This is a genomic window from Leuconostoc fallax (assembly GCF_004354645.1).
Lineage (GTDB): Bacteria > Bacillota > Bacilli > Lactobacillales > Lactobacillaceae > Leuconostoc_B > Leuconostoc_B fallax.
On the sequence record NZ_PUFI01000005.1, the window covers coordinates 134763 to 161326 of the forward strand.

At 39.0% G+C, this 26564-nt stretch carries 23 protein-coding genes and 1 tRNA gene; 18 read left to right on the forward strand and 6 right to left on the reverse strand.

Annotated features, from left to right (window positions below; genetic code table 11):
• The first annotated feature begins 104 nt into the window (after positions 1–104).
• The 7 genes from C5L23_RS01265 to C5L23_RS01295 all read left to right on the forward strand — a co-directional run bounded on the left by C5L23_RS01265 (position 105) and on the right by C5L23_RS01295 (position 7254).
• Positions 105–1031 (forward strand): Ppx/GppA phosphatase family protein, encoded by a 927-nt coding sequence (locus C5L23_RS01265; protein WP_010007254.1) that lies wholly within the window; start codon positions 105–107, stop codon positions 1029–1031.
• On the forward strand, positions 1024–2253 hold the full coding sequence (locus tag C5L23_RS01270) for a hydroxymethylglutaryl-CoA reductase, degradative (protein WP_010007253.1): 1230 nt from the start codon (positions 1024–1026) through the stop codon (positions 2251–2253). The genes C5L23_RS01265 and C5L23_RS01270 overlap by 8 nt, the downstream gene beginning before the upstream one ends.
• Positions 2250–3197 (forward strand): nitrate ABC transporter ATPase, encoded by a 948-nt coding sequence (locus tag C5L23_RS01275; protein ID WP_133264176.1) that lies wholly within the window; start codon positions 2250–2252, stop codon positions 3195–3197. Before C5L23_RS01270 ends, C5L23_RS01275 begins: the two co-directional genes overlap by 4 nt.
• Before the next feature lie 30 nt (positions 3198–3227).
• A complete protein-coding gene (locus C5L23_RS01280) occupies positions 3228–3932 on the forward strand; it encodes an NAD-dependent protein deacylase (protein ID WP_010007250.1) in 705 nt (234 codons plus the stop codon).
• Positions 3933–3989: 57 nt separating this feature from the next.
• On the forward strand, positions 3990–4910 hold the full coding sequence (locus C5L23_RS01285; protein WP_240034416.1) for a cation diffusion facilitator family transporter: 921 nt from the start codon (positions 3990–3992) through the stop codon (positions 4908–4910).
• Between the two features lie 463 nt (positions 4911–5373).
• The gene (locus C5L23_RS01290) at positions 5374–6756 is read left to right on the forward strand and encodes an Nramp family divalent metal transporter (protein ID WP_133264177.1); all 1383 of its coding nucleotides are present in this window, start codon (positions 5374–5376) and stop codon (positions 6754–6756) included.
• 24 nt (positions 6757–6780) lie between these two features.
• Entirely contained in the window at positions 6781–7254 is a 474-nt protein-coding gene (locus C5L23_RS01295; protein WP_010007244.1) for a universal stress protein, read from the forward strand.
• A 109-nt stretch (positions 7255–7363) separates the two neighbouring features.
• Here C5L23_RS01295 and C5L23_RS01300 read toward each other — a convergent pair whose 3' ends face one another.
• Positions 7364–8032, reverse strand: a complete 669-nt coding sequence (locus C5L23_RS01300) for a phosphatase PAP2 family protein (protein ID WP_010007243.1) — start codon at positions 8030–8032, stop codon at positions 7364–7366.
• A 109-nt stretch (positions 8033–8141) separates the two neighbouring features.
• Positions 8142–9128 carry a ketopantoate reductase family protein gene (locus tag C5L23_RS01305; protein ID WP_010007242.1) on the reverse strand — a complete coding sequence of 329 codons (987 nt, stop codon included), beginning with the start codon at positions 9126–9128 and terminating at the stop codon, positions 8142–8144.
• A gap of 111 nt (positions 9129–9239) precedes the next feature.
• Between C5L23_RS01305 and trpS the strand changes: the two genes are divergently transcribed.
• The 4 genes from trpS to C5L23_RS01325 all read left to right on the forward strand — a co-directional run bounded on the left by trpS (position 9240) and on the right by C5L23_RS01325 (position 13390).
• Positions 9240–10268, forward strand: a complete 1029-nt coding sequence (gene trpS / locus C5L23_RS01310) for a tryptophan--tRNA ligase (RefSeq protein WP_133264178.1) — start codon at positions 9240–9242, stop codon at positions 10266–10268.
• 163 nt (positions 10269–10431) lie between these two features.
• Positions 10432–11490 (forward strand): alcohol dehydrogenase AdhP, encoded by a 1059-nt coding sequence (gene adhP / locus C5L23_RS01315; RefSeq protein ID WP_010007240.1) that lies wholly within the window; start codon positions 10432–10434, stop codon positions 11488–11490.
• Between the two features lie 96 nt (positions 11491–11586).
• On the forward strand, positions 11587–12117 hold the full coding sequence (locus C5L23_RS01320; RefSeq protein ID WP_010007238.1) for a hypothetical protein: 531 nt from the start codon (positions 11587–11589) through the stop codon (positions 12115–12117).
• A gap of 25 nt (positions 12118–12142) precedes the next feature.
• Positions 12143–13390 (forward strand): NADH-dependent flavin oxidoreductase, encoded by a 1248-nt coding sequence (locus C5L23_RS01325; protein ID WP_133264179.1) that lies wholly within the window; start codon positions 12143–12145, stop codon positions 13388–13390.
• Between the two features lie 14 nt (positions 13391–13404).
• Here C5L23_RS01325 and C5L23_RS01330 read toward each other — a convergent pair whose 3' ends face one another.
• The 4 genes from C5L23_RS01330 to C5L23_RS01345 form a co-directional block, all read right to left on the reverse strand.
• Positions 13405–14649: a glutamate-5-semialdehyde dehydrogenase gene (locus tag C5L23_RS01330; RefSeq protein WP_010007234.1), complete on the reverse strand. Its 1245-nt coding sequence runs from the start codon at positions 14647–14649 to the stop codon at positions 13405–13407.
• On the reverse strand, positions 14646–15443 hold the full coding sequence (gene proB, locus C5L23_RS01335; RefSeq protein WP_010007232.1) for a glutamate 5-kinase: 798 nt from the start codon (positions 15441–15443) through the stop codon (positions 14646–14648). Before proB ends, C5L23_RS01330 begins: the two co-directional genes overlap by 4 nt.
• 80 nt (positions 15444–15523) lie before the next feature.
• Positions 15524–15595: transfer RNA gene (locus tag C5L23_RS01340), tRNA-Arg, on the reverse strand.
• 48 nt (positions 15596–15643) lie between these two features.
• Positions 15644–16279, reverse strand: a complete 636-nt coding sequence (locus C5L23_RS01345) for a YigZ family protein (protein ID WP_010007231.1) — start codon at positions 16277–16279, stop codon at positions 15644–15646.
• Positions 16280–16313: 34 nt separating this feature from the next.
• Here C5L23_RS01345 and C5L23_RS01350 point away from each other — a divergent pair, with 34 nt between their 5' ends.
• The 7 genes from C5L23_RS01350 (at position 16314) to C5L23_RS01380 (ending at position 26418) form a co-directional block, all read left to right on the forward strand.
• Complete coding sequence (locus C5L23_RS01350; protein ID WP_033192892.1) at positions 16314–17627, forward strand: ATP-dependent helicase ComFA; 1314 nt, start codon at positions 16314–16316, stop codon at positions 17625–17627.
• A complete protein-coding gene (locus tag C5L23_RS01355) occupies positions 17617–18297 on the forward strand; it encodes a ComF family protein (RefSeq protein ID WP_010007229.1) in 681 nt (226 codons plus the stop codon). Before C5L23_RS01350 ends, C5L23_RS01355 begins: the two co-directional genes overlap by 11 nt.
• A gap of 81 nt (positions 18298–18378) precedes the next feature.
• Entirely contained in the window at positions 18379–18927 is a 549-nt protein-coding gene (gene hpf, locus C5L23_RS01360) for a ribosome hibernation-promoting factor, HPF/YfiA family (protein WP_010007228.1), read from the forward strand.
• Between the two features lie 145 nt (positions 18928–19072).
• Positions 19073–21487 carry a preprotein translocase subunit SecA gene (gene secA / locus C5L23_RS01365; RefSeq protein ID WP_010007227.1) on the forward strand — a complete coding sequence of 805 codons (2415 nt, stop codon included), beginning with the start codon at positions 19073–19075 and terminating at the stop codon, positions 21485–21487.
• Positions 21488–21553: 66 nt separating this feature from the next.
• Positions 21554–22669: a peptide chain release factor 2 gene (prfB, locus tag C5L23_RS01370; RefSeq protein WP_133264180.1), complete on the forward strand. Its 1116-nt coding sequence runs from the start codon at positions 21554–21556 to the stop codon at positions 22667–22669.
• Between the two features lie 146 nt (positions 22670–22815).
• Positions 22816–25302 carry an ATP-dependent Clp protease ATP-binding subunit gene (locus C5L23_RS01375; RefSeq protein ID WP_010007226.1) on the forward strand — a complete coding sequence of 829 codons (2487 nt, stop codon included), beginning with the start codon at positions 22816–22818 and terminating at the stop codon, positions 25300–25302.
• Positions 25303–25347: 45 nt separating this feature from the next.
• Positions 25348–26418 (forward strand): glycosyltransferase, encoded by a 1071-nt coding sequence (locus tag C5L23_RS01380; protein ID WP_010007224.1) that lies wholly within the window; start codon positions 25348–25350, stop codon positions 26416–26418.
• The last annotated feature ends 146 nt before the right edge of the window (positions 26419–26564 follow it).

The following is a 26564-nucleotide window of genomic DNA, read 5'->3' on the forward strand; positions in this document are numbered from 1 at the left end:
AATGCTACGTTGTTTAACGACGTAGCATTTTTTATTTCGTTGTCAATATTTGCTATACTGGAAAGAAATGATGAATATTTAAAAAGTAAGTGACTGGAGAACACATGTCATATTTAGCAATTGTTGATTTAGGTAGCAACTCTTTGCGAGTTGTTGTTGAAGAGATACATGATGATGGCACTCATGATGAAATTATGCGTGAAAAGCAGGATACTAGAATTGCACAAGGCATGGGCGAGGAATTATTGCTAAAAGAAGAACCAATTATGCGCACTATTCGTGCCCTAAAAGCGTTCCAAAAGCTTTATGCACATTATCAGCCGCTTACTGTTAAGGCAATTACGACTGCTGCTGTGCGTATGGCGCACAATCAGGCGATGTTTTTATCACGTGTAGCACAAGAAACCGGTATTATGTTTGAAGTACTAACTGGTGATCAAGAAGCTTACTATGATTATCTTGGTGTTGTGACAACATTAGATGTCCAAAATGCGACAATTTTAGACACCGGAGGGGCTTCTGTGGAATTAATTCCAGTTGCAGGTGGTCGTCATTTAGCGACCGTTAGCTTGCCATTTGGTGCAGTGAGCCTATCCGAGCGTTTTCATCTGGAAAATCAAGCGCAGTTGAATGATATATCTGCTGCCTGTGGTTATATTTTGTCACAATATGCTACATTACCATGGCTAGCGCATCAAAAAGGATTACCGGTAATTTTATTAGGTGGTGCTAATCGGTCATTAGCCAGAATGTCACGGCAACAATTTGGTGAGGAAAATATTGAACAAATTCATGGTTATGAATTACCATTTGAAACAGTAGAATTGATTTTTGATGCGCTATGCCAGTTATCACGATATGAACGTGAGAATATTGTTGGTTTAGAGAAATCACGCGCGGATATTATTGTTAGTGGCCTTTTACCATTAGTCAACTTAATGCGGACATTACAATCACCTAAAGTTATTTTTTCAGAAAGTGGGGTTAGAGAGGGCATTATTGCTGAATTACTCTCTTATCGACATGAGTGAATTAAAATTTTACGAGTTAACGCCTAATCAACGATTAGAAACTTTGAACTTACCCGAAAATGTCATGATGGCACTTAAAAATGCACAAGATTTAGTTTCTGGACAAATTATTGAGAATTATGTGTCAAATTTTACGGTACCGATGGGCATCTTAAAGCACCTATTATTAGATGGTACGGCTTATAACATACCAATGGCTACAGAGGAACCAAGCGTTATCGCTGCAGCCAATCATGGTGCTAAAATGCTAAATGCTGGCGGTGGTGTTCATACTGAATTATTAACTGACAATACCATGATTGGTCAAATTTTAATACATCAGATTACTGATTACACAGCACTGCAAGTATTCTTAACGGCACATCGAGATGAAATATTTGCCAAAGCACAGGCAACACATCCTAGTATTGTGGCGCGTGGCGGTGGTTTGAAAAACATTGAATTACGCATGGTTACTGACAATATGGCAAGCATTGATTGTTTTATTGATACATGTGATGCGATGGGTGCTAATATTGTGAATACCATATTAGCCGGTATTATACCGATTTTTGATATATTTCATACGCAAATTTTAGCTGGTATTTTAAGTAATTACGCAACACAACAACTGGTATCAGCAACCGTCTGCTTACCTTTTTCAGCTGTTGGTGGTCAAGATATCGCTGAGCGTATTGTCGCTATTAATCACTTTGGGCATCACGATGTGTATCGTGCAACAACTGAAAACAAAGGACTATTTAATGGCGCCAGTGCCGTGACATTAGCAAATGGTAATGACTGGCGTGCACTAGAAGCAGCAGGTCATGCCTATGCAGCCAAAACAGGCGGGTATACGGCATTAGCGACTTGGTCAATTGAACAGCAACAGCTTAAAGGAACATTGACTTTACCTGTATCAGTTGGCACTGTAGGTGGTGCGATTTCGGCATTGCCTCAGGCACAAAATGCTTTACGCATTATTGGTGAGCGCGTGAGTGCAAATCAATTACGACGCATGATTGTGGCAACTGGCCTGGCACAGAATTTGGCGGCATTGCGTGCCATTGTTTCAGATGGTATTCAAAAAGGCCATATGCGTATGCAATACCGTGCTTTAGCGCTTCAAATTGGTGCCACACCAGATGAGGTGCCGCAGCTTACTGAAAAATTAACCCAATTGTCGCGCGTTGATACAACTATTGCAACGCAATATTTAAATGAATTGAGAGAGAAATCATGACACCCAATATTCAAAAATTATTAGATACTGTTAATGAAATTTATCCTGGAACGGTTATGGTGAGGGATAGTGCACCAGCATCTGGTCGATTATTAGTAGATCAGATTCATCAATCGGTGCTTGGTGAACGTTTATTAATTGAATTAGAAGATAGTACAGCCGCTGATTTTCAAATTGGTAATGAACTCTTGCAAATGTTGCTCACTTTAAATAACATTATGCCGCAAGTCTTTTTTGCATTATCATTTGATGATGAAGGGCTCGATGATCAATTGATCCAAATTGCGACTCGTTTGCATCATGTCGTATTGCATGCCATTACTTACCAAGAGTTGGCTAAAAAAGGTATTTTAACACGTGAAACAGCTACGGCTTATTTAGCTGGTATTCAAGATAGTCTGACGCCAGAGAATGGTGAATTAGACGATGAAAGTTTGTGGCGACTATTAACATTGCTTGATGCTTTGGTCTTTGCCCAATTCGTACCAGAAAAGTATTTTCTAACAACGCTACAAACAACATATCCAATTGCTTATACGGCAGCTAAGCAGTTAGTAGAACCCATCTTACAGGCAGATGTAACCTCTTCGCGCCAATTACGACGCCAAGTAGTGCAACTCTTTACTCACGTGGACGAAGTGTTGGCAAAGTGGGGAAAGCCAACAATTAATGCCAATGAGTTTGTGACGGTAACAAGTGTGTTGTCAAAGCGCCAGCTCAACCAAGAAGTGAGACAAGTTTTTGATATTTTTCATTCAGAAATGTTGGATTTTCAAACTAAGAAGACAGCATATGTTGGCCTTAATAAGACAGATCGACAGAACAGTTTTGTTCTAACATTTTCTGATGATGAGAGCCAAAAACCCGCTTTCTTTAAGGAAATTTATGCAATGACCGTTGAGGCATTATTTAAAAAACTAGCCCTACCTTATATTGAGCGTTGACCATATATCATATGAAAGAAGCATATAAAATTGTTAGTAACACCAGAGATTCAACAAACTTTTAATCAGTCTAAGCGCATTGTGTTTATGACTGGCGCGGGCGTGTCTACAGCATCAGGTATACCAGATTATCGTTCAAAAAATGGTATTTATAATGGTATTAGCTTGCGACCGGAATACCTTTTGAGTGCAACAGCTTTTGCACGTGAACCAGAAAAGCAGTACCAATTTATGATTGATAATATGTACTTTCCACACGCGCAGCCTAATATCATTCATCAAAAAATGGCAACCTTTGCACAACAAGGGCGCGCTAGGATTGTGACACAAAATGTCGATGATTTACATGTTCAAGCAAACACGCCACAACAACATTTGGTTCGGTTTCACGGATCGTTGTACGATGTGTATGCACCAAAAGATCAAAAACGTACGCCATGGCAAAATTATATGCAATCCATGTATCGACAAGATGGTGCTCTGTTGCGACCCGCGATTACTTTTTACGAAGAGGTCCCCTTTGATGTTGAACAAAGTGTACGCTGGGTTTCAGAGGCTGATTTAATTGTGGTAGTGGGAACAAGTTTTCAAGTATATCCTTTTGCTGGCTTACTACAATATGCACAAAAAGACAGGCCAATTATTGCTATTAATTTAGAATATATTCATACACCATTCCCAGTTCAACAAGTTATTGGGGATGCTGTTGAATTTTTTGAAGAAATTCATGTGTAAAAGCATGAATTTTTTTTCATATTGTAGTAAAGTTAGTATAGAAAGTGAGGGGACGTTATGAATGAACATACAACGCAACATCCTAGCATGAAACAAACACCTTATCTTATCGGTATTTCACTCAATATTTTATTTGTTTTGGGCGAGCTAGTATTCGCTAATATTGCCCATTCTACAGCGCTGTTTGCGGACGCCTTTCATAACTTAAGTGATGTGTTGGCGCTTGTGATTGCTTGGCTAGCAGTTGTTGTTTTTGGTTTAGAAGCAACGAAGCAACATACCTATGGTTGGCACAATGTGTCAATTTTAGCGAGTTTGTTTAATACAATTTTACTGTTATTTGCTGTGATTACGATTTTTTATGAAGGTATTCGTGACCTACTCATGCCGACTGGTGCGCATACTTCCGGTTGGTTGGTCACTATTGTGGCAACAGTTGGTATTATTATTAACTTTTCTACCGCAATGTTATTTAAAGCATCCGGTGCACCTGATGAGCATGGCCACCATCATGGTCAAGATCTCAATGCCAAAACAGCTTATATTCATTTGTTATCTGATGCGGGTGTTTCAGTAGGTGTGATTATCGCTGGTGCCTTGATTCAAATCACGGGTTGGCAATCCATCGATGCCATTGTGTCAATGATTATTGGTGTGATTATTTTGGTCACGTCATGGTCTGTATTCAAGTCAACCTTTAATCTAGCACTTAATGGTGTGCCGGATAATGTTGATTTAGATGCAGTTAAACATTATTTAACTACGCATTCAGGTGTGACACACATTCATGATTTACATATTTGGCCACTTTCAACGACAGAAGCAGCACTAACTGTTCATCTGTCAGTGTCAAATGAGAAATTATCTCAGCAAATTTTAGAAGAAATTTCTCAAGAATTACGTCATACTTACCACATTAGTCATGTCACAATTCAAATTGAAACGAACAAATTTGACCAAAATTGTAATCAAATTTAAGCAATGTTTAAAAAATAGTTGGAATAACTAAAAAAAATTATGATGTCATTAAAATGAAATATTTTAATGAAATCGTTTACAAAAACGTTTAAACCGCTATCATTTTGTCATTATTGAAAAAAAGATCATCCTTTAAAAATGAATTTTTTATTTTGCATCTTGACGTTGAACAATTTACGAGTAACATAAATATAGAACTGGGGCAACAAATAGCCAAGTTAGGTAAAATTCATAAGCTTGCAACAACCAAGTTGCATGAAATTCTTTATGAATCTTATTTAGCACCTGCCTTTAACCAACGGAAGTGTTTAACCAAATTAGACATAATAGGGTAACTATGGTCTTTTTTGCGTTTGAAAAGTGACAATTTACTGATATTGCCCTCCTTTTAACTGCCTGATTTTTGACAGATGAATCTAGCTTTGTTTAATGATGTCCTGAGAGTAATCAAAGGAGAGATAGAATGGAAAATTCTACGACGAGTCCAAAGCATAAATTATTTCAAAATGCTTCGGATGATTTGAGTTTGGGTGATGTAAACAGCTCGATTGAACCACCTAAGAACGGTTCTTTTTTTCAGAAGTTAATGGCCTTTTCAGGACCAGGAGCTTTAGTTGCTGTGGGTTATATGGATCCAGGTAACTGGGTAACATCTGTAGGTGGTGGTGCGCGTTACCACTACGTCCTATTGTCAGTTGTTTTGGTTTCATCATTGATCGCTATGATGTTGCAATACATGGCTGGTAAGTTAGGAATTGTTAAGCAAGAAGATTTAGCGCAAGCAACACGAAATCGTACTAACAAAGCCGGTGGTATCATACTTTGGTTAATGACTGAAGCTGCCTTGATGGCAACCGATATCGCTGAAGTTATTGGTGGTGCCATTGCCTTACATTTGTTGTTTGGTTGGTCAATGCTTGTATCTGTGTTAACAACAGCATTTGATGTTATCTTATTGTTATTGTTGATGCACTTTGGTTTCCGTAAGATTGAAGCAATCGTTATTACATTGATTGTGACAATTATGGTAATCTTCCTATACTTGGTTATTCTATCAAATCCAAGTATTTCAGGAATTCTTGGTGGGTACGTACCACAAGCTGCTGCGTTGAATCAACATGCAGCTCCTGGTGTTGATTCACAGTTGACAATGACGTTGGGTATCATTGGTGCGACAGTTATGCCGCACAACTTGTACCTACATTCATCTGTTTCTCAAACACGTAAGGTTGATCGTAACAATAAGCAAGAACTTAAAGAAGCTGTTCGTTTCATGACTTGGGATTCAAATATCCAATTGACTTTTGCCTTTATCATTAACTCAATGTTGTTGATTTTGGGTGCTGCTTTGTTCTTCGGACATGCAGATAGCGTTGGAACATTTGGTGATATGTACCGTGCCTTGGGTAACAACACTGTTGCTGGTGCAGTTGCATCTCCAATCTTGTCAACATTGTTTGCTGTTGCTTTGCTTGCTTCTGGTCAAAACTCAACAATCACTGGAACATTAACTGGTGAAGTTGTTATGGCTGGTTTCTTACACATGAAGGTGCCTTTGTGGCTACGTCGTGTCATCACACGTGGTTTGGCATTGATTCCTGTTGTTGCTGCAACAATTATCTATGGTGGTTCAGAAATTGAATTGGATAAGTTACTGGTTAATTCTCAGGTATTCTTGTCTATTGCATTGCCATTCGCGATGGCACCGTTAATTCACTTCACTTCATCAAAGAAGATTATGGGTGAAGATTTCGTTAACCCAATGTGGTTGACAATACTAGGTTGGATTGCTTTCGTTGTTTTGACAATTTTGAACATTCAACTAGTTATTGGTATGTTTGCATAATTTTACTGTTAGAGGAGAGATGAGATGACGAATTTGAATTTAGATATCGAACCAACACAGTTCAAAAACATCTTAGTAGGTGTCGATGAATCTGAGCAAGGGTATACTGCTTTAGCGCATGCCATTCATCAAGCAAGTGAAGATGATGCTAAGTTATCAATCGTTTCTGTATTAGAAATGGGTGATCTCTCAACAATTGATGCACTTCGTCTTGAATCAGTTGTTGCTAAGCGTAATGAAATTCAAGCTAACCTTGAAAAGTATAAGGCTTATGCAATTGCAAAGGGTGCTGACAATGTCGAAACTTACTTTGCAGATGGTGCCAAAGCTGGTGAAATCATCGTTAAAGAAATCGCACCTAAGATTGGTGCTGACTTAATTATCGTTGGTGCTCATTCTAAGAAGGGTTTCTGGGGAACATTGGGATCACAAGCAGCTTATGTTGCGCGTAACGCAGCCGTCTCATCTATGATTGCACGTCACCAAACACAAGCTTAATAATAGTAGTAAAAATCACTAGTGGACAATCACTGGTGATTTTTATTTGCCTATCAGTAAATGAACGCAATAAAAAAGCACTTCGGATAAAGTGCTTTTTTATGTGCTATTAGATTTCTTCATTTTTGAAGAAAGGAATTTTTTGTTTGAGGCAATTAGCAACGATTGGATAACACCATGCAGTTAGAATAACCCATGCATAGGCTAATAATGCACCAGATAGTATATCTGAGAAGTAATGCGCCTTTAAATAAATTCTAGACATCAATGTCAATGCACCAAATGTCCAAAGGATCCAAGTCAGCCACATTCTAGTTCGTGAACTGTTAATATTCGGAATCACTAGAATCAACAGAATCATGATAATCATTGTGATACCTAAGGAATGACCACTCGGAAATGAAAATCCACTATCTGTTAACAAATGGCCACTTGGTCGTGCTCTAGCAAATAAATGCTTTAAGATATAACCAACAACGTCACCGCTAAGAACTGTTGCGATAACCCACATTGCTGGTATTTTTAAGCGTGCAATTACCAAAATCACTGATAAGACAACCGCGTATATAATGTCAATAGTTGGTTCACCAAGGAATGTACTAATTGACATTATTACATCTCCTAAAGGTGTTTGAACCTTATCAAAGAAATTGTAGATAGCCTCATCCACTTTAATAGGAAAGAAAAAGTTGATTTTAACTAATAATCCTAATAGAAGCATGACGATAAAGGCAATTATTGCACGACGTATCTGTTTCTTCTCGACGGAAATAATCATGAGGTACTCCAAAATATTAAATTTTACACTACCCCTAGTATAAATAAGTCCGGCGATTGAAACAAGGTAAAATTATAAATTAGTGTAAAGATTAATCAGTACAAATGATTTAGGCTTTAGGCAATAGTTGGTTAACTGGCGGATTAAATTCGCGCATTGCTTCTGCAAGATGAACGAAATGTGTAACGAGTCGATGATTTGGCGCTTGCAAACCATTCTTCTCTGCCAAATCTGCAATCCAACCATTAATGTAATCGACTTCTGTGGGCCGTCCTTTGACAAAATCTTGATACATTGAAGGGAAGTGCAAAGGATTGGCCACATTAGAAACATAATCCACTTGTTTGACCATATCATCTCGACTTTCGATTAGGGTGATGCCTGCTGCTTCGGCTGCATCGTACGCTTCATTGATTAATGGACGAGCAACACCTTCTAAGAAAGTATCATATGCCATGAGTTCACCCATACGTGATTGGAACATTGTGGCTATAGAGTTTTCAACCGCATTGAAAAATACTTTAGTCAGTAAAGTACCCATAAAATTATTGGTGATACTAGGGTTGAGATGTGCTGCTTGAAAATCTTGTTCAAGCGCACGAATGGTTTCAGAATCCTGTTGCGTTAAATTAGCATAGACGGAGGAGCCTGCACCTTCTTTTCCCATGAAGTCAACATCACCATAATCATTTAACACAGTGGCAATCATCGCTGTACCACCAATGATTTTGTCTTGGTCAAAGTATTTTTCTAATTTTTCAATATGTCCCATGCCATTCATAGCACCAAGTGCCGTTTGATGGGATTTGAACTTAGATGATAAGCGGTCTAAGGCATCTTGTAATTGCATTTGCTTCATAAAGAAGATCCAAACATCTGGATCACCGTTGTACGCTTCAGGTGAGAAAATATTAATATCGATAAGATGCCGGTCTTCATGATCGCGTGATTTCCAAACTTTATTCCCTTGTGCCTGAATCGCATCGAGACTTGCCTGAATAGGCTCAATAAAATCAACGGGGACACCGGCATTTTCCTGTAGCAAAATACCATATCGTAATCCCATTGCACCAGCACCAACTATTGCGTATTTCATAAACGTCACCTCCGTATAATGATATTATTCTAATGTTTATCACATTTTTTGTCAATTTATTTTCATAAAAATAGATTATTTATCTGATAGAATGTCATTAGAGGTAAAGACATGTCTGAAAAGGAAATTTATTTAACCGGAGATCGTCCAACCGGGAAATTACATATTGGACATTATATTGGATCATTGAAAAATCGTGTTGCGATGCAAAATACAGGTGACTTTGATCCATTTATTATGATTGCGGATACGCAAGCGTTCACAGATAATGCACGCAACCCTGAAAAAATTCGGCGTTCATTAACTGAAGTTGCATTGGATTATCTTTCTGTGGGGATTGATCCAACCAAGTCGACTATTTTTGTACAATCTCAAATTCAAGGCTTACCAGAATTAACAACTTATTTCATGAATTTAGTTAGTGTTGCGCGTTTGCAACGTAACCCAACAGTTAAAGCTGAAATTCAACAAAACGGATTTGGTGAAGGTATTCCAGCAGGATTCTTAACTTATCCTATATCTCAAGCGGCTGATATTACAATTTTTAAAGCTAAAAAAGTACCAGTTGGAGATGATCAAGAGCCGATGATTGAACAAGCGCGCGAACTCGTGCGTGCATTTAACAATGCGTATGCAACCGACATTCTAGTTGAGCCAAAGGGGATTTTTCCACCTAAAGGACAAGGACGTTTACCAGGAATTGATGGTAATGCAAAAATGTCTAAGTCACTGAATAACGGCATTTATTTGGCTGATGATGCAGAAACGCTTGCTAAAAAAGTAAAGGCTATGTATACAGATCCACAACATATTCGTGTTGAGGATCCCGGACATGTTGAAGGTAATGTTGTCTTTACTTATTTGGACATTTTTGATCCAGATAAGCAACGTGTTCAAGAATTAAAAGATCATTATACAGCTGGTGGATTAGGTGATATGAAATTAAAAAAGCATTTGATTGATGTAATGGATGCTGAATTGACACCAATTCGTCAACGTCGAGAAGCTTTTGCACAAGATATTCCAGCTGTCTTGAAGATGCTCCAAGAAGGTTCAGAGCGAGCTAACATTGTTGCGGAAGCAACAATGAAAGAAGTACGCGAGGCTATGGGCATTAATTATTTTGATGCAATGAATTGATCAAAGCACCTTTTGGTGCTTTTTATTTTATTTATAAAGTGAAAAAGGTAACTTGTTACTTTTTAATAGTGTAAAAATAATCAGTGAATAGTTTACTTTTTAAGGAAAAGTCGTTATAATTTAATTGTAAATAAATTCACATATAAGATAAGAGGAAAGAAACATGAAAGCAGCAGTTGTTCGTGAAACACCAGATGGTTATGTTGATTTGATTGATGATTGGCAACCACGCCAATTATCATTTGGCGAAGCGTTAGTTGACGTTGAATATTGTGGTCTTTGTCATACTGACTTGCACGTTGCCGGCGGTGACTTTGGTAACCCCAACGAACTTGGTCAACGTAATGGTAAGTTCCGTCGCGTTATCGGTCATGAAGGTGTTGGTCGTGTTGCCAAGCTTGGTGAAGGTGCTTCAGATTATTTGAAAGTTGGCGACCGTGTTTCTATTGCATGGTTTTATGACGCCTGTGGTGGTTGCGAGTTCTGTATTACAGGTAACGAAACATTCTGTCGTAATGTTCGTAACTCAGGTTATACAGTTGACGGTGCAATGGCACAACAAGTGGTTGTAAATGCTAAGTACGCTGTTAAGGTTCCAGAAGGTTTGGATCCAATGGAAGCATCATCAATTACTTGTGCTGGTGTGACAATGTATAAGTCACTTAAGGTTGGGGAGACTAAGCCAGGACAGTGGGTATCTGTTCATGGTGCTGGTGGTCTTGGTAACTTGGCTGTTCAGTATGCACATAGTGTATTTGGTGCTCATGTTGCCGTTGTTGATGGGAACCCTGATAAGTTAGAGGCAGCACATCAAAATGGTGCGGAAGTATTGATTAACCGTAAGCAACCAGGTATCAATGTTGCACAAGAAATCCAAAAAGCAACAGGTGGCGTTCATAATGCCCAAGTGACTGCTGTTAATGATGCAGCATTCTCACAAGCTGTTAATGCATTACGTCCAATGGGAAAGTTAGTTGCCGTTGCTTTGCCACAAGGTGATATGTCATTGAACATTGCTAAGACAGTTTTGGACGGTATCGAGGTTCGTGGTTCATTAGTTGGTACACGTCAAGATCTATCAGAGGCTTTCCAGTTTGGTGCTGAAGGTAAGGTTAAGCCAATTGTTGAACGCGTTGATTTCCGTGATATCAATGATGTTGTTGATGAAATGAAGAAGGGTAAGATTACTGGACGTAAGGTATTTGACTTTACATCACTATAATTTAAAAATGTTATGTCTAGGCTGTGGTTAGATCACAGCCTTTTTATTTTAATATGTTAAACTTGAGTAAATGATTCTAGTTGGGAGACAAAGTAAATGTATTACACACAACAATTGTTTCAAGGACAGCGAGAGCGTATTTTACGCGTCGTAGATTTAGATGATGACTCACAACAAACGAAGGGGTTCATTCATATTTTTGATGAACAACGACCCTTTAACTTTGATTACGCTAAAGAAATGACGCAGGGGACGTTAACGCCAGAGCAGTTTAACCCTGACGATGAATCGGACAATACGTTTAGTATTAACTTTATGCCTTTAATTGCAGAAGACGATGAGATTCCAGATGGCCTATTAGAAGAGTGGGCAGCACTTGTCGGGCGCGAATATGCATTAATACCACAGGTTCATTTGAATATGTTTCAACAAGGATTAAAGCCAGAAATCGAAGCCATTGAAAAAGAAAGCTATGAAGAACGATTGATGACGCTCATTACACGTGTGTTAGGTTCTTCAATTATTGGTTTTGATCAACGTGAAGTGACTCTATTTCCAAGTCATTTAGTGCAAGAAAAAGCACAACAAAATGATAATGGTGGGACACAAATTATATTACCCGATTAATCAACAATTAGAGGCTAGGAGAGAAATGACAATGAACTATGATTTTTTAGATCATTATACATTTTCTAAGCAAAATATGACCTTGCGTAACCACATCGTTATGGCACCAACGACGATGTGGTCTTCTTTTGAAGACGGTTCAGTGACAGAAAATGAATTGAATTATTATCGCATGCGCAGTGCTGGACCAGGCATGATTATTACCGAAGTTGCACATGTACACAATATGGGCAAAGGGTTTGAAGGTGGTTTATCAGCGGCAGATGATGATAAAATTCCTGGTCTTAGTCAATTAGCTAGTGCCATTCAGTCACAAGGCGCTAAAGCTGTTTTGCAACTTTTTTCAGCAGGTCGACAATCAACAACAGCTATATTACGTGGTAAGCAACCTATTTCTGCTTCAAGTCGGCCTTATCCACATGGGCAACATGAAACACCACGTGCATTAACTCATGATGAAATTGTCGAAATTATTGATGATTTTGCTCAAGCAACCAAACGTGCGATTCTAGCCGGTTTTGATGGTGTTGAGCTACACGGCGCGAATCTCTATTTATTACAACAGTTTTTGTCACCAGATAGTAATCAACGTGAAGATATATGGGGTGGCACTTTGGAAAAGCGTATGCGTTTTCCATTGGCCGTTGTGGGTAAAGTATCACAGATTATTGCCCGGTATGCAACACGACCATTTGTGCTGGGCTATCGACAATCCCCAGAAGAAACGATAACACCAGGTTTGACTTTATCGGATTCTTTGTTATTTACTGAAAAATTAATTCAGTTACCGATTGATTATTTACATTTATCATTAAAAGATGCCCGTCAAACACCATTTAGAGATAAAAATGATCAGGAAACGATTGTGCAACATTACCGAAAAATATTACCTGTGAATTATCCGTTAATGGTTGCTGGTTTGCTTAAACGACCACAGGACGTTGAAGATTTATTAGATAATGGCGTAACATTGGCTGCCATGGCGCGTGAGTTAATTGTCGAGCCGAACTGGGTCCAAAAAGTGAGCAATAACGATGAAAAAGCTATTCGATATGCCATTTCACCGAGTGATTTTGCATTACTTGGTATTCCTGATCCATTGAAAAGACGCTTATTGTCAATGTTTAAAAATGGTTTGCCGGTCACAACGGATATTGAATTTGATGCGACACAACCGTGGCGTTACTATAAAAAAGTACCGATTATCCCACCAAAACCGATCGATCCGACTAAATTGATGACATTAAAACCTAAAAAAACACCTAGTGAGTAATCACCAGGTGTTTTTTATTCTCTAATTTGGCCATCGCCATAAATTTCATATTTAATGGTTGTTAGCGCTGGTAAGCCCATCGGACCACGGGCATGTAGTTTCTGGGTCGAAATACCAATCTCGGCACCAAAACCGAACTCAAAGCCATCAGTAAATCGACTAGACGCATTTTGATAAACGACAGCAGCATCTATAGCATTCATAAACTGTGTGACATGCTGTGGATGAGTACTAATAATGGTTTCTGAGTGATGTGTTGTATATTGATTAATCCAATCAATCGCATCATCAATATTCTTAACAATGTGAACAGCCATTATGAGGTCGTTATATTCAGTAGACCAATCTTGGTCAGTAGCAGGTTGAATGTTGCTAACAATTGCTTGGCTAGCCTCATCACCACGTAAAGTAACACCCGCATCGATTAACGCATTAGCAATTTTAGGTAAAAATGTTTCAGCGATGTTTTCGTGAATTAAGAGCTTTTCAGCGGCATTGCAGACGGATGGTTTTTGTGTTTTAGCGTTAATGATAATTTGAATTGCTTTATTTTCATCCATGGTGTCGTCAACGAAAATATGTGTATTCCCAGCACCAGTTTCAATCACCGGTACAGTTGCATTTTTGACAACAAAATCAATGAACTTTGCAGATCCTCTAGGAATCAAAACATCAATCGCTTGGCGTAAATGGAGCAATTCAGCTACTGTTTCATGGCTCGTATCCGTGATTAACTGAATAATATTAGGATTGAGATTATGTTGTTGTAATGCTTGCCGTAAAATATGGGTGAGTACTATATTTGTGTTTAAAGCTTCTTTTCCACCACGTAAAATGATTGCATTACCTGATTTGATGGCTAATGCAGCAGCATCGACAGTGACATTAGGCCGTGCTTCGTATATCATAGCAACGACGCCTAAGGGTACTGTCTTTTTAATGATTTTAAGATCAGCATGATTATGCCAAGTTGGATATGGACCAGCTAAAGGATCAGGTAAATCAATGACTGCACGTAATGACACTGCGATATTATGAATATCTTGGGCAGTCAGAGTAAGGCGCTTTTGCATAGGACCTGATAGGGTTGCTTGATATTGTGCCAAGTCCTTTTTGTTGGCAGTGATAATGCTATCTTGTTGGTTTTCTAAAGCTTGTGCCATCGTTTCTAGAATGGCATTGCGTGTGTCTAATGATAAATTAGCAATTGCGGATGTCGCCTGTTTAGCTTGACGACCTAATGTTTCTAATAATGTCATTTTTCCTCCTCGAAAAGTGTCCCGATTTGTTTACCTTTAACAACGTCTAAAATGAGTGCCGGATTGTCGCCATTAATGAGGACCATCTTACTATGATTAAGTAACATGATTTCAGCAGCTGCAAGCTTGGTTGCCATACCACCTGTACCAAAATTAGAAGTTGAACCCGTTGCGCTACATCTAATAGCATCTGTAATTTCATAGACACGATGTATCGGTTTAGCATCTGCATTTAAAGCGGGGTTGCTAGTATATAAGGCATCAACGTCACTGAGTACAATGAGGCCATCTGCATTGACTTCTTGGGCAACCATAGCAGCTAATTTATCATTATCACCGAATGAATGCCGATGATCCATCTCGTCGACGGCAATAACATCATTTTCGTTGATAACAGGGATAATGTGTTGTGCGAGCATTGTTTCTAGCGCATTAATCATATTGTGTCGCATTTTAGGATTGTCAAATACGTCATAGGTGAGCAATACTTGTCCTGTGAGTTGATGATAAAAAGCAAAACTTTGATTATAAATGGACATCAAATAACCTTGTCCTAAGGCAGCCAATGCCTGTTGATGCGGGATAGAAGATGGACGTTGTGACAACGACATTTGTTCTAAAGCAATGCCTACAGCTCCAGATGTGACAAGAATGACATGATGACCATTTTGCTGTAATGATGATAATGTTTGTGCGAGTCGGTTAATCACAGGATATTTAATATGACCTGCTGGATCGACTAATGTACTTGTTCCGACTTTGACAACTAATCGCTGCCATGATGATTCACTCATGTTTTTTTCCTATTTCTTTAATGTAACTATTATTATAAACGAAAATAAAAGAAAAAAGCCACTTTAAGTGGCTTTTTAGATGCGCGATCCGGGAGTCGAACCCGGATTTCAAGAACCGGAATCTTGCGTGCGATCCATTACACTAACCGCGCAAAACAACTACTCAATTATAAACTATTTTACGTTGTTATGGAAGAACATCATGTCATTGGTATTTCAAAAAATATAGTTTCACCAATGCTGGTTGTGGCATTTCCAGCTAATAAATCAGTGACTTGAGCAATGAAATCGGTAACAGTTGCTTCAGCAACTGGCACGACAATATGAACAGCTGTGTCATATTCAGTACGCATTATCTCAAAATCATGCTCGGTAAGCCAGTGTTCTAATATAGGGTGGTTTTTATAGCTCGTCGTGATAGTTATAGCTTGACGTGTCACACGCTGAACGAGCGTTGTTTGTGTTAACCCGTCAGCGACTGTCCCTGAATAAGCACGAATTAATCCACCAGCACCTAACTTGATGCCGCCGAAATAACGTGTCACAACAGCAACAATATCATGGAGTCCTCGCTTTTGTAGGACTTCCAACATTGGGACACCAGCAGTGCCGCTCGGCTCGCCATTATCACTATAGCGTTGAATGTGATCAGTGTCACCGAGCATATAAGCAAAAACGTTATGCGTTGCCTTATGATGCTGTTTATTCATTTGATTAATGAATGCCTGCGCTTGTTCTTCCGTTGTGACACGGGCAATATTAAGAATAAAACGGGACTTTTTAATGTCTTGTTCCCAAGTAAACTGTTGTGGTTGAATTGTTAGATATTGTGTCATAATTCGTACTATATCATGAAAGGATCTTTTTTTCATGATAATTCAGCCAGAAAGTTTATATGGGCGCCTGGTCACTTGGCCCAAGGTAGTCGCACAACCTGTTAAAAATTGTGAAATATTGCCAACATTTAAGGGGAACACCTGTCAAAGATGTGGCTGTCGTAATCTGGAGCGATTACCGCGTCAACAATTTTATTGCCGTCAGTGTTTGGCTTTAGGACGAGTAAGCTCGTTGGATCATTTTTTAACATTACCAGAGCCAAACCATTTTAATCAAAAACATATGCTAACTTGGACAGGGACGTTGACACCACAACAAAACGAAGTAAGCCAAGTTTTAGTACAAAAATTAAAACAACAGCAAAATCACTTGGTGTGGGCAGTTACAGGTGCTGGTAAAACGGAGATGCTTTTTCCGTTGCTTCATACGGCATTGAATGCGCATTTGCGTATTGGTATTGTTTCTCCGAGGGTTGATGTGATTGTTGAACTTGCACCGCGTTTAGAACAAGCATTTTCTAAGAGTGATATGGTTGTTTTACATGGGCAACAGCCATTGCCGTATCGTTACACACAGTTGGTATTAGCGACAACACACCAATTGCTACGTTTTTATCGTGCATTTGATTTGCTTATTATTGATGAAGTTGATAGTTTTCCTTTTGCTGGAGACCGAATGCTTGCTTATGCTGTTGAACAAGCAAGCAAGATAGATCGAACACAAATTTATTTAACAGCGACACCAACGCCCCAACTACAACGACAAGTCAAACGTAAAAAATTATCTGTATCTTATTTGCCATTGCGCTTTCATCAACATTTATTACCACAAATAACGGTACGGTATGTTGGTGATTGGCGTAAAAAGAAACGTCAACCAACAGTACCACCTACTTTGCATCAACAATTATCACGTTATTACCAATCAGGCCAAAGATTTTTGCTATTTGTCCCTAAAATAAAGGATTTGGCACCATTACTTGACATAATACGACAGCATTGGCCAGATATGCTGGGAGAAAGTGTTTATGCTGGTGATCCAAAACGGCAAGAAAAAGTTCAAATGATGCGTGATAAGCGCATTCAATATTTAATCACGACAACAATATTAGAGCGTGGCGTTACTTTGCCTGGCATTGATGTGTTGATTTTAGGCGCTGATGATCCGATCTTTTCAGAAAATGCTTTGGTTCAAATTGCAGGTCGAGTGGGGCGAAGTCATGAACGGCCAAGTGGTTTGGTCTGCGCCTATGTGACTTATAAAACACAAGCACTGCGTTTAGCACAACGACAGATTAAAAAGATGAACCAACTAGGCAATGTGTTGAGGCAAAATAATGATGAATAAGTGTCTATTATGTCAAGAAAGCATACTAACAAAATCCGACGTTTTAGATATACTGGGCATACGTACAACCCAACCGGCAGTTTGTGCACAATGTTTGACACAATTTGAAACAATTGGTGAACGGATATGCTTTGGATGTGGTCGCCTAAGCCATGATGACACGCTTTGCCAAGATTGTCAGCGCTGGCAAAGTAACGGTAAGCAACTCTTAGAACATCGTGCATTATATCGCTATAACGCAACGATGAAAGATTATATGCAACGCTATAAATTTAGTGGTGATTATGCTTTGCGTGAGGTGTTTAGATCAGTTTTGTTGCAACATTTAAAAAACTATTCAGATTACATTAAAGTGCCAATACCGATTAGCGATCAAACTTGGTTAACACGGGGATTTAATCAAGTGACTGGCTTACTGGAAGGATGCCAGTACCAAGAACTGTTAAGCGTTCGTGCGCATCAAAAAGCACATCAGTCACAATTAAACCGTCAAAAAAGGATGACAAGAAAGCAACCTTTTGAATTGATTGATGGTACAATCAATTTACAGGGTAAGTCAATTTTGCTCATTGACGATATTTATACCACTGGCAACACGATGTATTATGCTGCAGATTTATTGTACAGTGTTGGCGCGCAAGCGGTGCGTTCTGTATCATTAGCAAGATGATAAAAATTTTAATATGTTTTACAGAAAACGCTTACAACTGTGGTATAATAATGTTGAACCAACGTAAGGAGGATATTCATAATGTTAGACTATAAAGTACGTGGTGAGAATATTGAGGTTACAGAGGCAATCCGTGAGTATGTGATTAAGCGTTTAAACAAGCTCAATCGATATATTGAGGAAGATGCAGTCGCCAATGTTAATTTACGCACTTATAACTCAAATAAGTCCGGTAAGGTGGAAGTAACGATTGTGTTACCTTACGTTGTATTGAGAGCTGAAGATACACACGCTGATTTGTATGCAGCTGTTGATAATGTCGGTGAGAAGCTAGAACGTCAAATCCGAAAGTATAAGACTAAGATTAACCGTAAGTCACGTGAAACCGGTTATAAGGGTATTGATTCACGAAATGAATTTGATACTGAAGAAACTGATGATGAAGCACTCGAAATTGTACGAACAAAGAGTGTTGGCTTGAAGCCAATGAATTCTGAAGAAGCAGCTTTGCAAATGGACCTATTGGGACACGACTTCTTTATCTTTGAAGATTCCGAAACGCAGAGTGTTAATGTGATCTATAAGCGCCGTGATGGCCGCTATGGTTTACTTGAAACAGCTGAGTTGTAATTCAGATACTAACTATATTGATGATTCAAAGAGCGCCCAATGTGGGGCTCTTTTTATTTGGCTTTAATAACGTTTATTATTTTGGTATAATGGTACCTAGAATATTGTGCGCAAAAGCACTTAAATATAGATTTTAGAGGGAATAATGGCAAATCCAATCCGTAAATTAGTTGATGATTCAAAAAAGCAACTGAAAAAATTAAGTAAAATTGCCGATCAAGTTGAAACTTATGCTGATGAAATGGCTGCTATGAGCGACAAGGATCTGCAAGCCAAGACACCAGAATTCAAGGCAAATATTCAGTCAGCCATAGCTGACATTAAAGATAAAGATAAACGTAATAAGGTATTGGCTCAAGAATTAGATACATTGTTACCAGAGGCCTTTGCTGTTGTTCGTGAAGGGGCTAAACGTGTCTTAGGATTATATCCTTTCCGTGTTCAAATCATGGGATCCGCAGTTTTGCATAGTGGTAATGTTGCTGAAATGCGTACTGGAGAAGGTAAAACTTTGACAGCCACAATGGCAGTGTATCTTAATGCTTTAGCTGGTCGTGGTGTGCATGTTGTGACAGTCAATGATTACTTAAGTGCACGAGATGCTGAACAAATGGGGCAATTGTATAATTGGCTTGGTTTAAGTGTTGGTGTTAACGTTGGGGATGCACCAGCTGATGAGAAGCGTGCAGCTTATGAAGCAGATATTACCTATTCAACGAACTTTAACATTGGTTTCGATTATTTGAGAGATAATATGGTGCGCAGTGCTAAAGAACGTGTGATGCGTCGTGGCTTGAATTTTGCCATTATTGATGAAGCGGATTCTGTGCTTATCGATACAGCGAGAACACCGCTAATTATTTCTGGACCAGGATCAGGTATTTCGCAATTGTATGCACGTGCAGATCGTTTTGTTAAAACTTTGCAACGCGATGAAGATTATAAAGTGGACGAAGAAGCGAAGACTTCTTCATTAACACCTGAAGGTATCGAAAAGGGACAGATATTCTTTAATTTGGATAATTTGTATGATGCCGAAAATACGGCGTTAACACACCATATCGATCAAGCATTGCGCGCTAACTTCAATTATCTACGTGACAAGGATTATGTTGTGCAAGATGGTGAAGTGAAACTAATTGATCAAGGAACAGGTCGTATTTCCGAAGGTACGCGATTGTCAGACGGGCTTCATCAAGCAATTGAAGCTAAGGAAGGCGTTGAAGTTCAAGAAGAAAACCGGTCAATGGCCCAGATTACTTATCAGAACTTGTTCCGCATGTATAAAAAATTAGCTGGTATGACTGGTACTGCTAAAACGGAAGAAGAAGAATTACGGGAAATTTATAATATGGAAGTTATCACAATTCCAACTAATCGTCCTGTAAAGCGTGTTGATTATCCTGATTTGTTATACCCTTCAATGCGTGCAAAATATAATGCTGTTGTGCAAATGATTGCTGAACTACATGAAAAGGGTCAACCAATTTTGGTGGGAACAGGTTCTGTCGAATCTTCAGAATTACTATCAAAAATTTTGGAAACACGTCATATTCCGCATAATGTTTTGAATGCGAAAAATAATGTGAAAGAAGCTGAAATTATTGCGAATGCTGGCCAACGTGGTGCGGTAACAGTTGCAACGAATATGGCTGGTCGTGGAACAGATATCAAGTTAGGCCCTGGTGTCGAAGCATTAGGTGGACTAGCCGTTATTGCAACAGAACGCCATGAATCACGACGAATTGATAATCAGTTACGTGGTCGTGCTGGTCGTCAAGGCGATCAAGGCTTTTCACAATTCTTCTTGTCATTAGAAGATGATTTGATGGTGCGTTTTGGTGCCGAACGTGTTCGGGCAATGATGCAACGTTTTAATTTAGATGAAGATGAAACAGTGATTACGAATCGCTTCATTACACGTTCGGTTGAGTCTGCACAGCGTCGTGTTGAAGGTAACAATTACGATACACGTAAAAATGTTTTGCAGTACGATGACGTTGTACGTGAACAACGTGAGCTAATTTATCATGAACGAAATACTGTGATTGATGAAGCGCAAGATTTGAAATGGGTACTCATGCCCATGGTTGAACGGACAATTGACCGTGTTGTTGATGCGCATACTAAGAGTAAGCAAGCAAAAGATTGGCATTTAGATCAAATCATTACATTTGCTGAGAATGCATTAACTGCTGAAGGGACAATGACAACAGCGAAGTTAACAGGTCTTTCACGTGATGATATTAAGCAACGCTTAAAGAAAGTGGCACGTGATAATTACGCTGAAAAAGCAACGCAATTATACGAACCATCACAAATGTTAGAATTTGAGAAGGTTGTTATTTTACGTGCAGTTGATCAACATTGGACAGATCACATTGATTCACTTGATCGCTTGCGACAAGGTGTTGGCTTACGTGGTTATGGTCAGTTAAATCCATTGATTGAATATCAAAATGAAGCGTACCATAACTTTAATCGTATGATAGAAGATGTTGAGTATGATGCAACGCGAACATTTATGAAGGCAGAAATTCGCCAAAACTTAAAGGCTTAATACTGATGAAAAATGAACATGCTGATGAGGCAGTTCATTTTTCATGTGAAGGAGGGAATGGATTCAATGGAACTAATCGAAGCGAGACAAACACTAGCAGAGATGCATGAGAATATCAAAAGATTCCGAAATTCTTTAGATTTAGAAGCATTAACTGAAGAAATTGCTGATTATGAGAATCGTATGTCTGAACCAGGATTTTGGGACGACAATGAAAAAGCACAAAAAGTCATTGAGGAAAATAATGTTTTAAAGAATCGTCGTGATTCTTTTGTTCATTTAACGCAGCAAGTTGAGGAGCTTGAAACGTTAGTGGAATTATTAGCAGAAGAGCCCGATGATGATATGTTGCTTGAACTTGAAAGCGGCATTGTGCAAACGCAAAAAGACATCGAAGCGTATAATTTGCAACAATTGTTAACAGAGCCATATGATGCCAACAATGCAATTTTAGAAATTCATCCAGGATCTGGTGGTACTGAATCAACAGATTGGGGTGCTAATTTATATCGAATGTATACACGTTGGGCACATCAACATAATTTTGACATTGAAGTTTTAGATTACCGTGCTGGGGATGAAGCTGGTATTGATTCAGCTAGCATCATGATTAAGGGGCACAATGCTTATGGTTTCTTACGTAGCGAACGTGGCGTACATCGTTTTGTACGTGTGAGCCCATTTGATTCGGCAGGACGACGTCATACGAGTTTCGTATCAGTTGATGTAATGCCTGAGTTAGATGATTCAATTGAGGTCGAGATACGTGACGATGATGTTAAAATGGATGTGTTCCGTTCTGGCGGTGCTGGTGGACAAAACGTCAACAAAGTTTCAACGGGTGTTCGTTTAACACATGAACCAACAGGAATTGTTGTTTCATCGACTGTGGAACGGACACAATATGGTAACCGTGATTATGCCATGCGTTTATTAAAAGCCAAGTTATATCAGATTGAATTAGAGAAAAAAGAAGCAGAACGTGCAGCTTTGACAGGCGATAAGCAAGAAAATGGGTGGGGTTCTCAAATTCGTTCTTATGTCTTCCATCCTTACCAAATGGTTAAGGATCATAGAACGGACTATGAAACGAATAACCCACAATCTGTTATGGATGGCGATTTAGATCCTTTCATTAATGCTTATTTACAATGGCAATTAAGTAAGAAAAATCCAAATTAAAAACAAAAGTCGAAACATTGTGTTTCGACTTTTTATGATAATTGCACTCTAGTTGGTCATTGTAAATCAATGCGTTATAATATAAACAATATTAAAACATTTACAGGCCGTGAATGTTTGTGTCCGCCGATTTAAGGAGGTGCCACATGGAAAATAATTACACACCCAGTGCACAAAATGTACTCGTTTTGGCACAGGAACAAGCAAAGTATTTTAAACATCAAGCAGTAGGAACGGAACATTTGTTGTTAGCCTTAGCAATTGAAAAAGAAGGCATTGCTAGTAAAATATTAGTTCAATTTAATGTAACCGATGATGATATTCGTGAAGAAATCGAACACTTTACTGGTTATGGTATGAATAATCAACGCGATAAAAATGCTTATTTACCATATTCACCCAAGGCAGGGGATGTATTACGTCAAGCTGTCGAAGAGTCTAAAGTGTTGGCACAAGTAAAAGTTGGCACTGAGCATATGTTGCTTTCTTTATTGCAAAACGAAAGTATTTTATCCTCACGTATTTTATTGGCTTTGGATGTTAATTTACAAGAAATGCGTCGTGCAATTCTACGTAAATTAGGGATTACAGATGTTCGTCGTCAGGTTAAAGCCCGTGAAAAACAGCAGCAAACAATTGGGACACCAACATTAGATAATTTAGCACGTGATTTAACCAAGTTAGCGCGCGAGAAACAAATGGATCCAGTAGTCGGTCGCGCAGCTGAAGTTCGTCGTGTGATTCAGATTTTATCACGTCGTACAAAAAATAACCCGGTATTAATTGGAGAACCAGGTGTTGGTAAAACAGCGATCGCTGAAGGGTTAGCGCAAAAAATTGTTGCTGGTGAGGTGCCATCTGCATTAACTAATAAGCGATTAATGGCGCTAGATATGGGTTCTTTGGTAGCTGGGACGAAGTATCGTGGTGAGTTTGAAGATCGCTTGAAAAAGATTATTGATGAAATCTATAATGATGGCAACGTCATTTTATTCATTGATGAATTGCACACTTTGATTGGTGCGGGTGGCGCTGAAGGTGCCATTGATGCTTCTAATATCTTAAAGCCAGCCCTAGCACGTGGAGAACTACAAACAATTGGTGCGACAACATTTGATGAGTATCAAAAATATGTCGAAAGTGATGCGGCATTGGAACGTCGTTTCGCGAGCGTGACAGTTGAAGAACCAAGTGTTGAAGACGCTATTACTATTTTGACCGGGTTACGGCCAAAATATGAAGCACACCATCATGTCCAAATTGAAGACGCGGCCATTCAAGCTGCAGTGAAGCTTGCTGACCGCTATATTACAGATCGCTTTTTACCAGATAAGGCGATTGATTTAATGGATGAGGCTGGTGCAAAAGTCAGAATTGATGCTACTGAAAAAGAGACACCACAAGCAAAGTTGACAGCGCAGATCTCTGATTTGCAGGATCAAAAAGATACGGCGATTACTGAACTTAATTTTGAAGAAGCTGCTAAATTGCGAACAAAAGAAATGAAGTTGAAAGAAAAGTTAGCAAAATTAGAGGCAAAACAATTAGAACAAAATCAAGAGGGTGAACGCCCGCAATATGATTTGCATGTTACGGAAGAAGATATTGCTGAAGTTATTGCGCAGCAAACGGGTATTCCGTTAACACAATTGAATAAAAATGAACAAGAGCGTTTAGTGAACCTAGAGAAAGTATTGGGTAAGCGTGTTATTGGTCAAAAACAAGCCATTACATCAGTGGCAAGAGCGGTACGTCGTGCACGTTCAGGATTAAAAGATCCAAATCGACCAATCGGAACGTTTATGTTCTTGGGACCAACTGGTGTTGGAAAGACAGAATTAGCTAAAGCTTTGGCAGAAGCGATGTTTGGCAGTGAAGAAAATCTAATTCGTGTTGACATGAGCGAGTATCAAGAACGGTGGTCATCATCACGTTTAATTGGTTCAGCACCAGGTTATGTTGGCTATGATGAAGGCGGTCAACTGACTGAACGTGTACGTAACCATCCTTATTCTGTTGTCTTACTTGATGAAGCTGAAAAGGCGCATGCCGATATCTTTAATCTCTTGCTACAAGTATTTGATGATGGTTTCTTAACTGATTCAAAGGGAAGAAAAGTTGATTTTCGTAATACCATCATCATTATGACGTCAAACTTGGGCGCAACACGTTTGCGTGATGAGAAAAATATGGGCTTTGGTGCAGTTGATTTGTCAAGTAATAACGAAGCCATCGCTAACAAGATTCGTGAAACGCTGAAAGAAACATTCCGCCCTGAATTTATTAATCGTTTGGATGAAGCCATTGTCTTTAATCCATTAACCAAAGAAGAATTGCATGATATCGTTAAATTAATGAGTCGTAACTTATTACAGCGCGTTGCAGAACAAGGCATTAAAGTGAAGATAACGCCAGCAGCAATTGATGTTGTAGCGTCAGCTGGATTTGATCCAGAATACGGTGCGCGTCCGATTCGTCGTGCTTTACAGACAAAGGTCGAAGATATCTTAAGTGAAGAACTCTTGAACGGTAAAATTACAACAACAGATAGCGTGACAATTGGCGCTAAGAATGGTGAAATTAGAATTACTGTGAAGCCCAATGTATCATTAGAGAAAGAAACAATGAATTAATCGGCTGTTTGCAAATACAATGAATGATGTCTGGAGTGTGTTGCCATGGTAAAAATTTTAATTGCACTTGAAAATATTAGTTTGGGTGGCATGAAGCGCGCAACAACGGTAGTGGGTAATGTATTATCACAGCATCACGAGGTCACTTATTATTCATTTTCTGATATACCGCCATTTTATACATTAACAGCACCCTTATTATCTGCTAAAAATCCGGTGACGCTCACAAATGATGCACAACCTTTTGAACACTTCCAAACTGAAATCAATGATTTTATTACGGTTATTCAACAAAATCAGTACGATGTCGTCATTTTATCGGGTGGCTTGTTATCTAGCTTTGCTAAAGTTATGAAACCACAGTTGCCGGGGGTGAAGTTAATTGGTTGGATGCACAATAATATGGCGACTTATGTATCCGAATATTATCGCGCTATGCAAGATGAGTTTGTTGGTGGCTTGAGCGTGTTAGACCATATTGTGGCTTTGACCGATAGTGATTTGGCAGGCTTTTATCAATATAACCATCGAACCGTTAAAATATGGAACCCGCTAACAATTCAACCAGATGGTCAGGCAGATTTACAACAGAAAACGATTGCGTTTACTGCGCGTATCGCTATTCAGCATAAAGGCATTGATTTTGCTGTGGCTTTTGCCTCAAAGTTACCAGAGGGTTGGCGATTGGCCATGGCTGGTAGTGGTACTGATAGTGACATGGCAGAATTCCAGCGTCTCGTTGTCAAGTATCAGGCGCAAGATAAGATTATCTATCGCGGACCATTAAAAGATGACGAACTACGACAGCACTATCGACAGGCTAGTATGTTTTTGCAAACATCCCGATGGGAAGGCTTGCCGTTAGTATTAGCTGAAGCGATGAGTTTTGGCTTACCAATTGTCGCGATGGCTAACACAGGATCAAAAGAGGTTTTGGATTCTGGTAAATATGGCGTTTTGACACCACAAGGGGATGTTGACGCACTAGTTGCTGCAGTTGAGCCATTATTAGCACGATTAGAATTGCGACAATATTATGCACAACAGTCATTAACGCGCGTTAAAGCATTTGCTAGTGAACCGATTATTGCACAGTGGGAAAAGCTATTTAAATGAGTCAAAAGAGATAACAAAGTGTTATCTCTTTTTATTTTGAATAAATTGTTGACAGCTTAACTGAAAGCGGTTACAATTTAATTGTTAGCTAATGAAACCGGTTCCAAAAAAGACTAAAGTACAAATAACTCGATGTTGGATTGAAA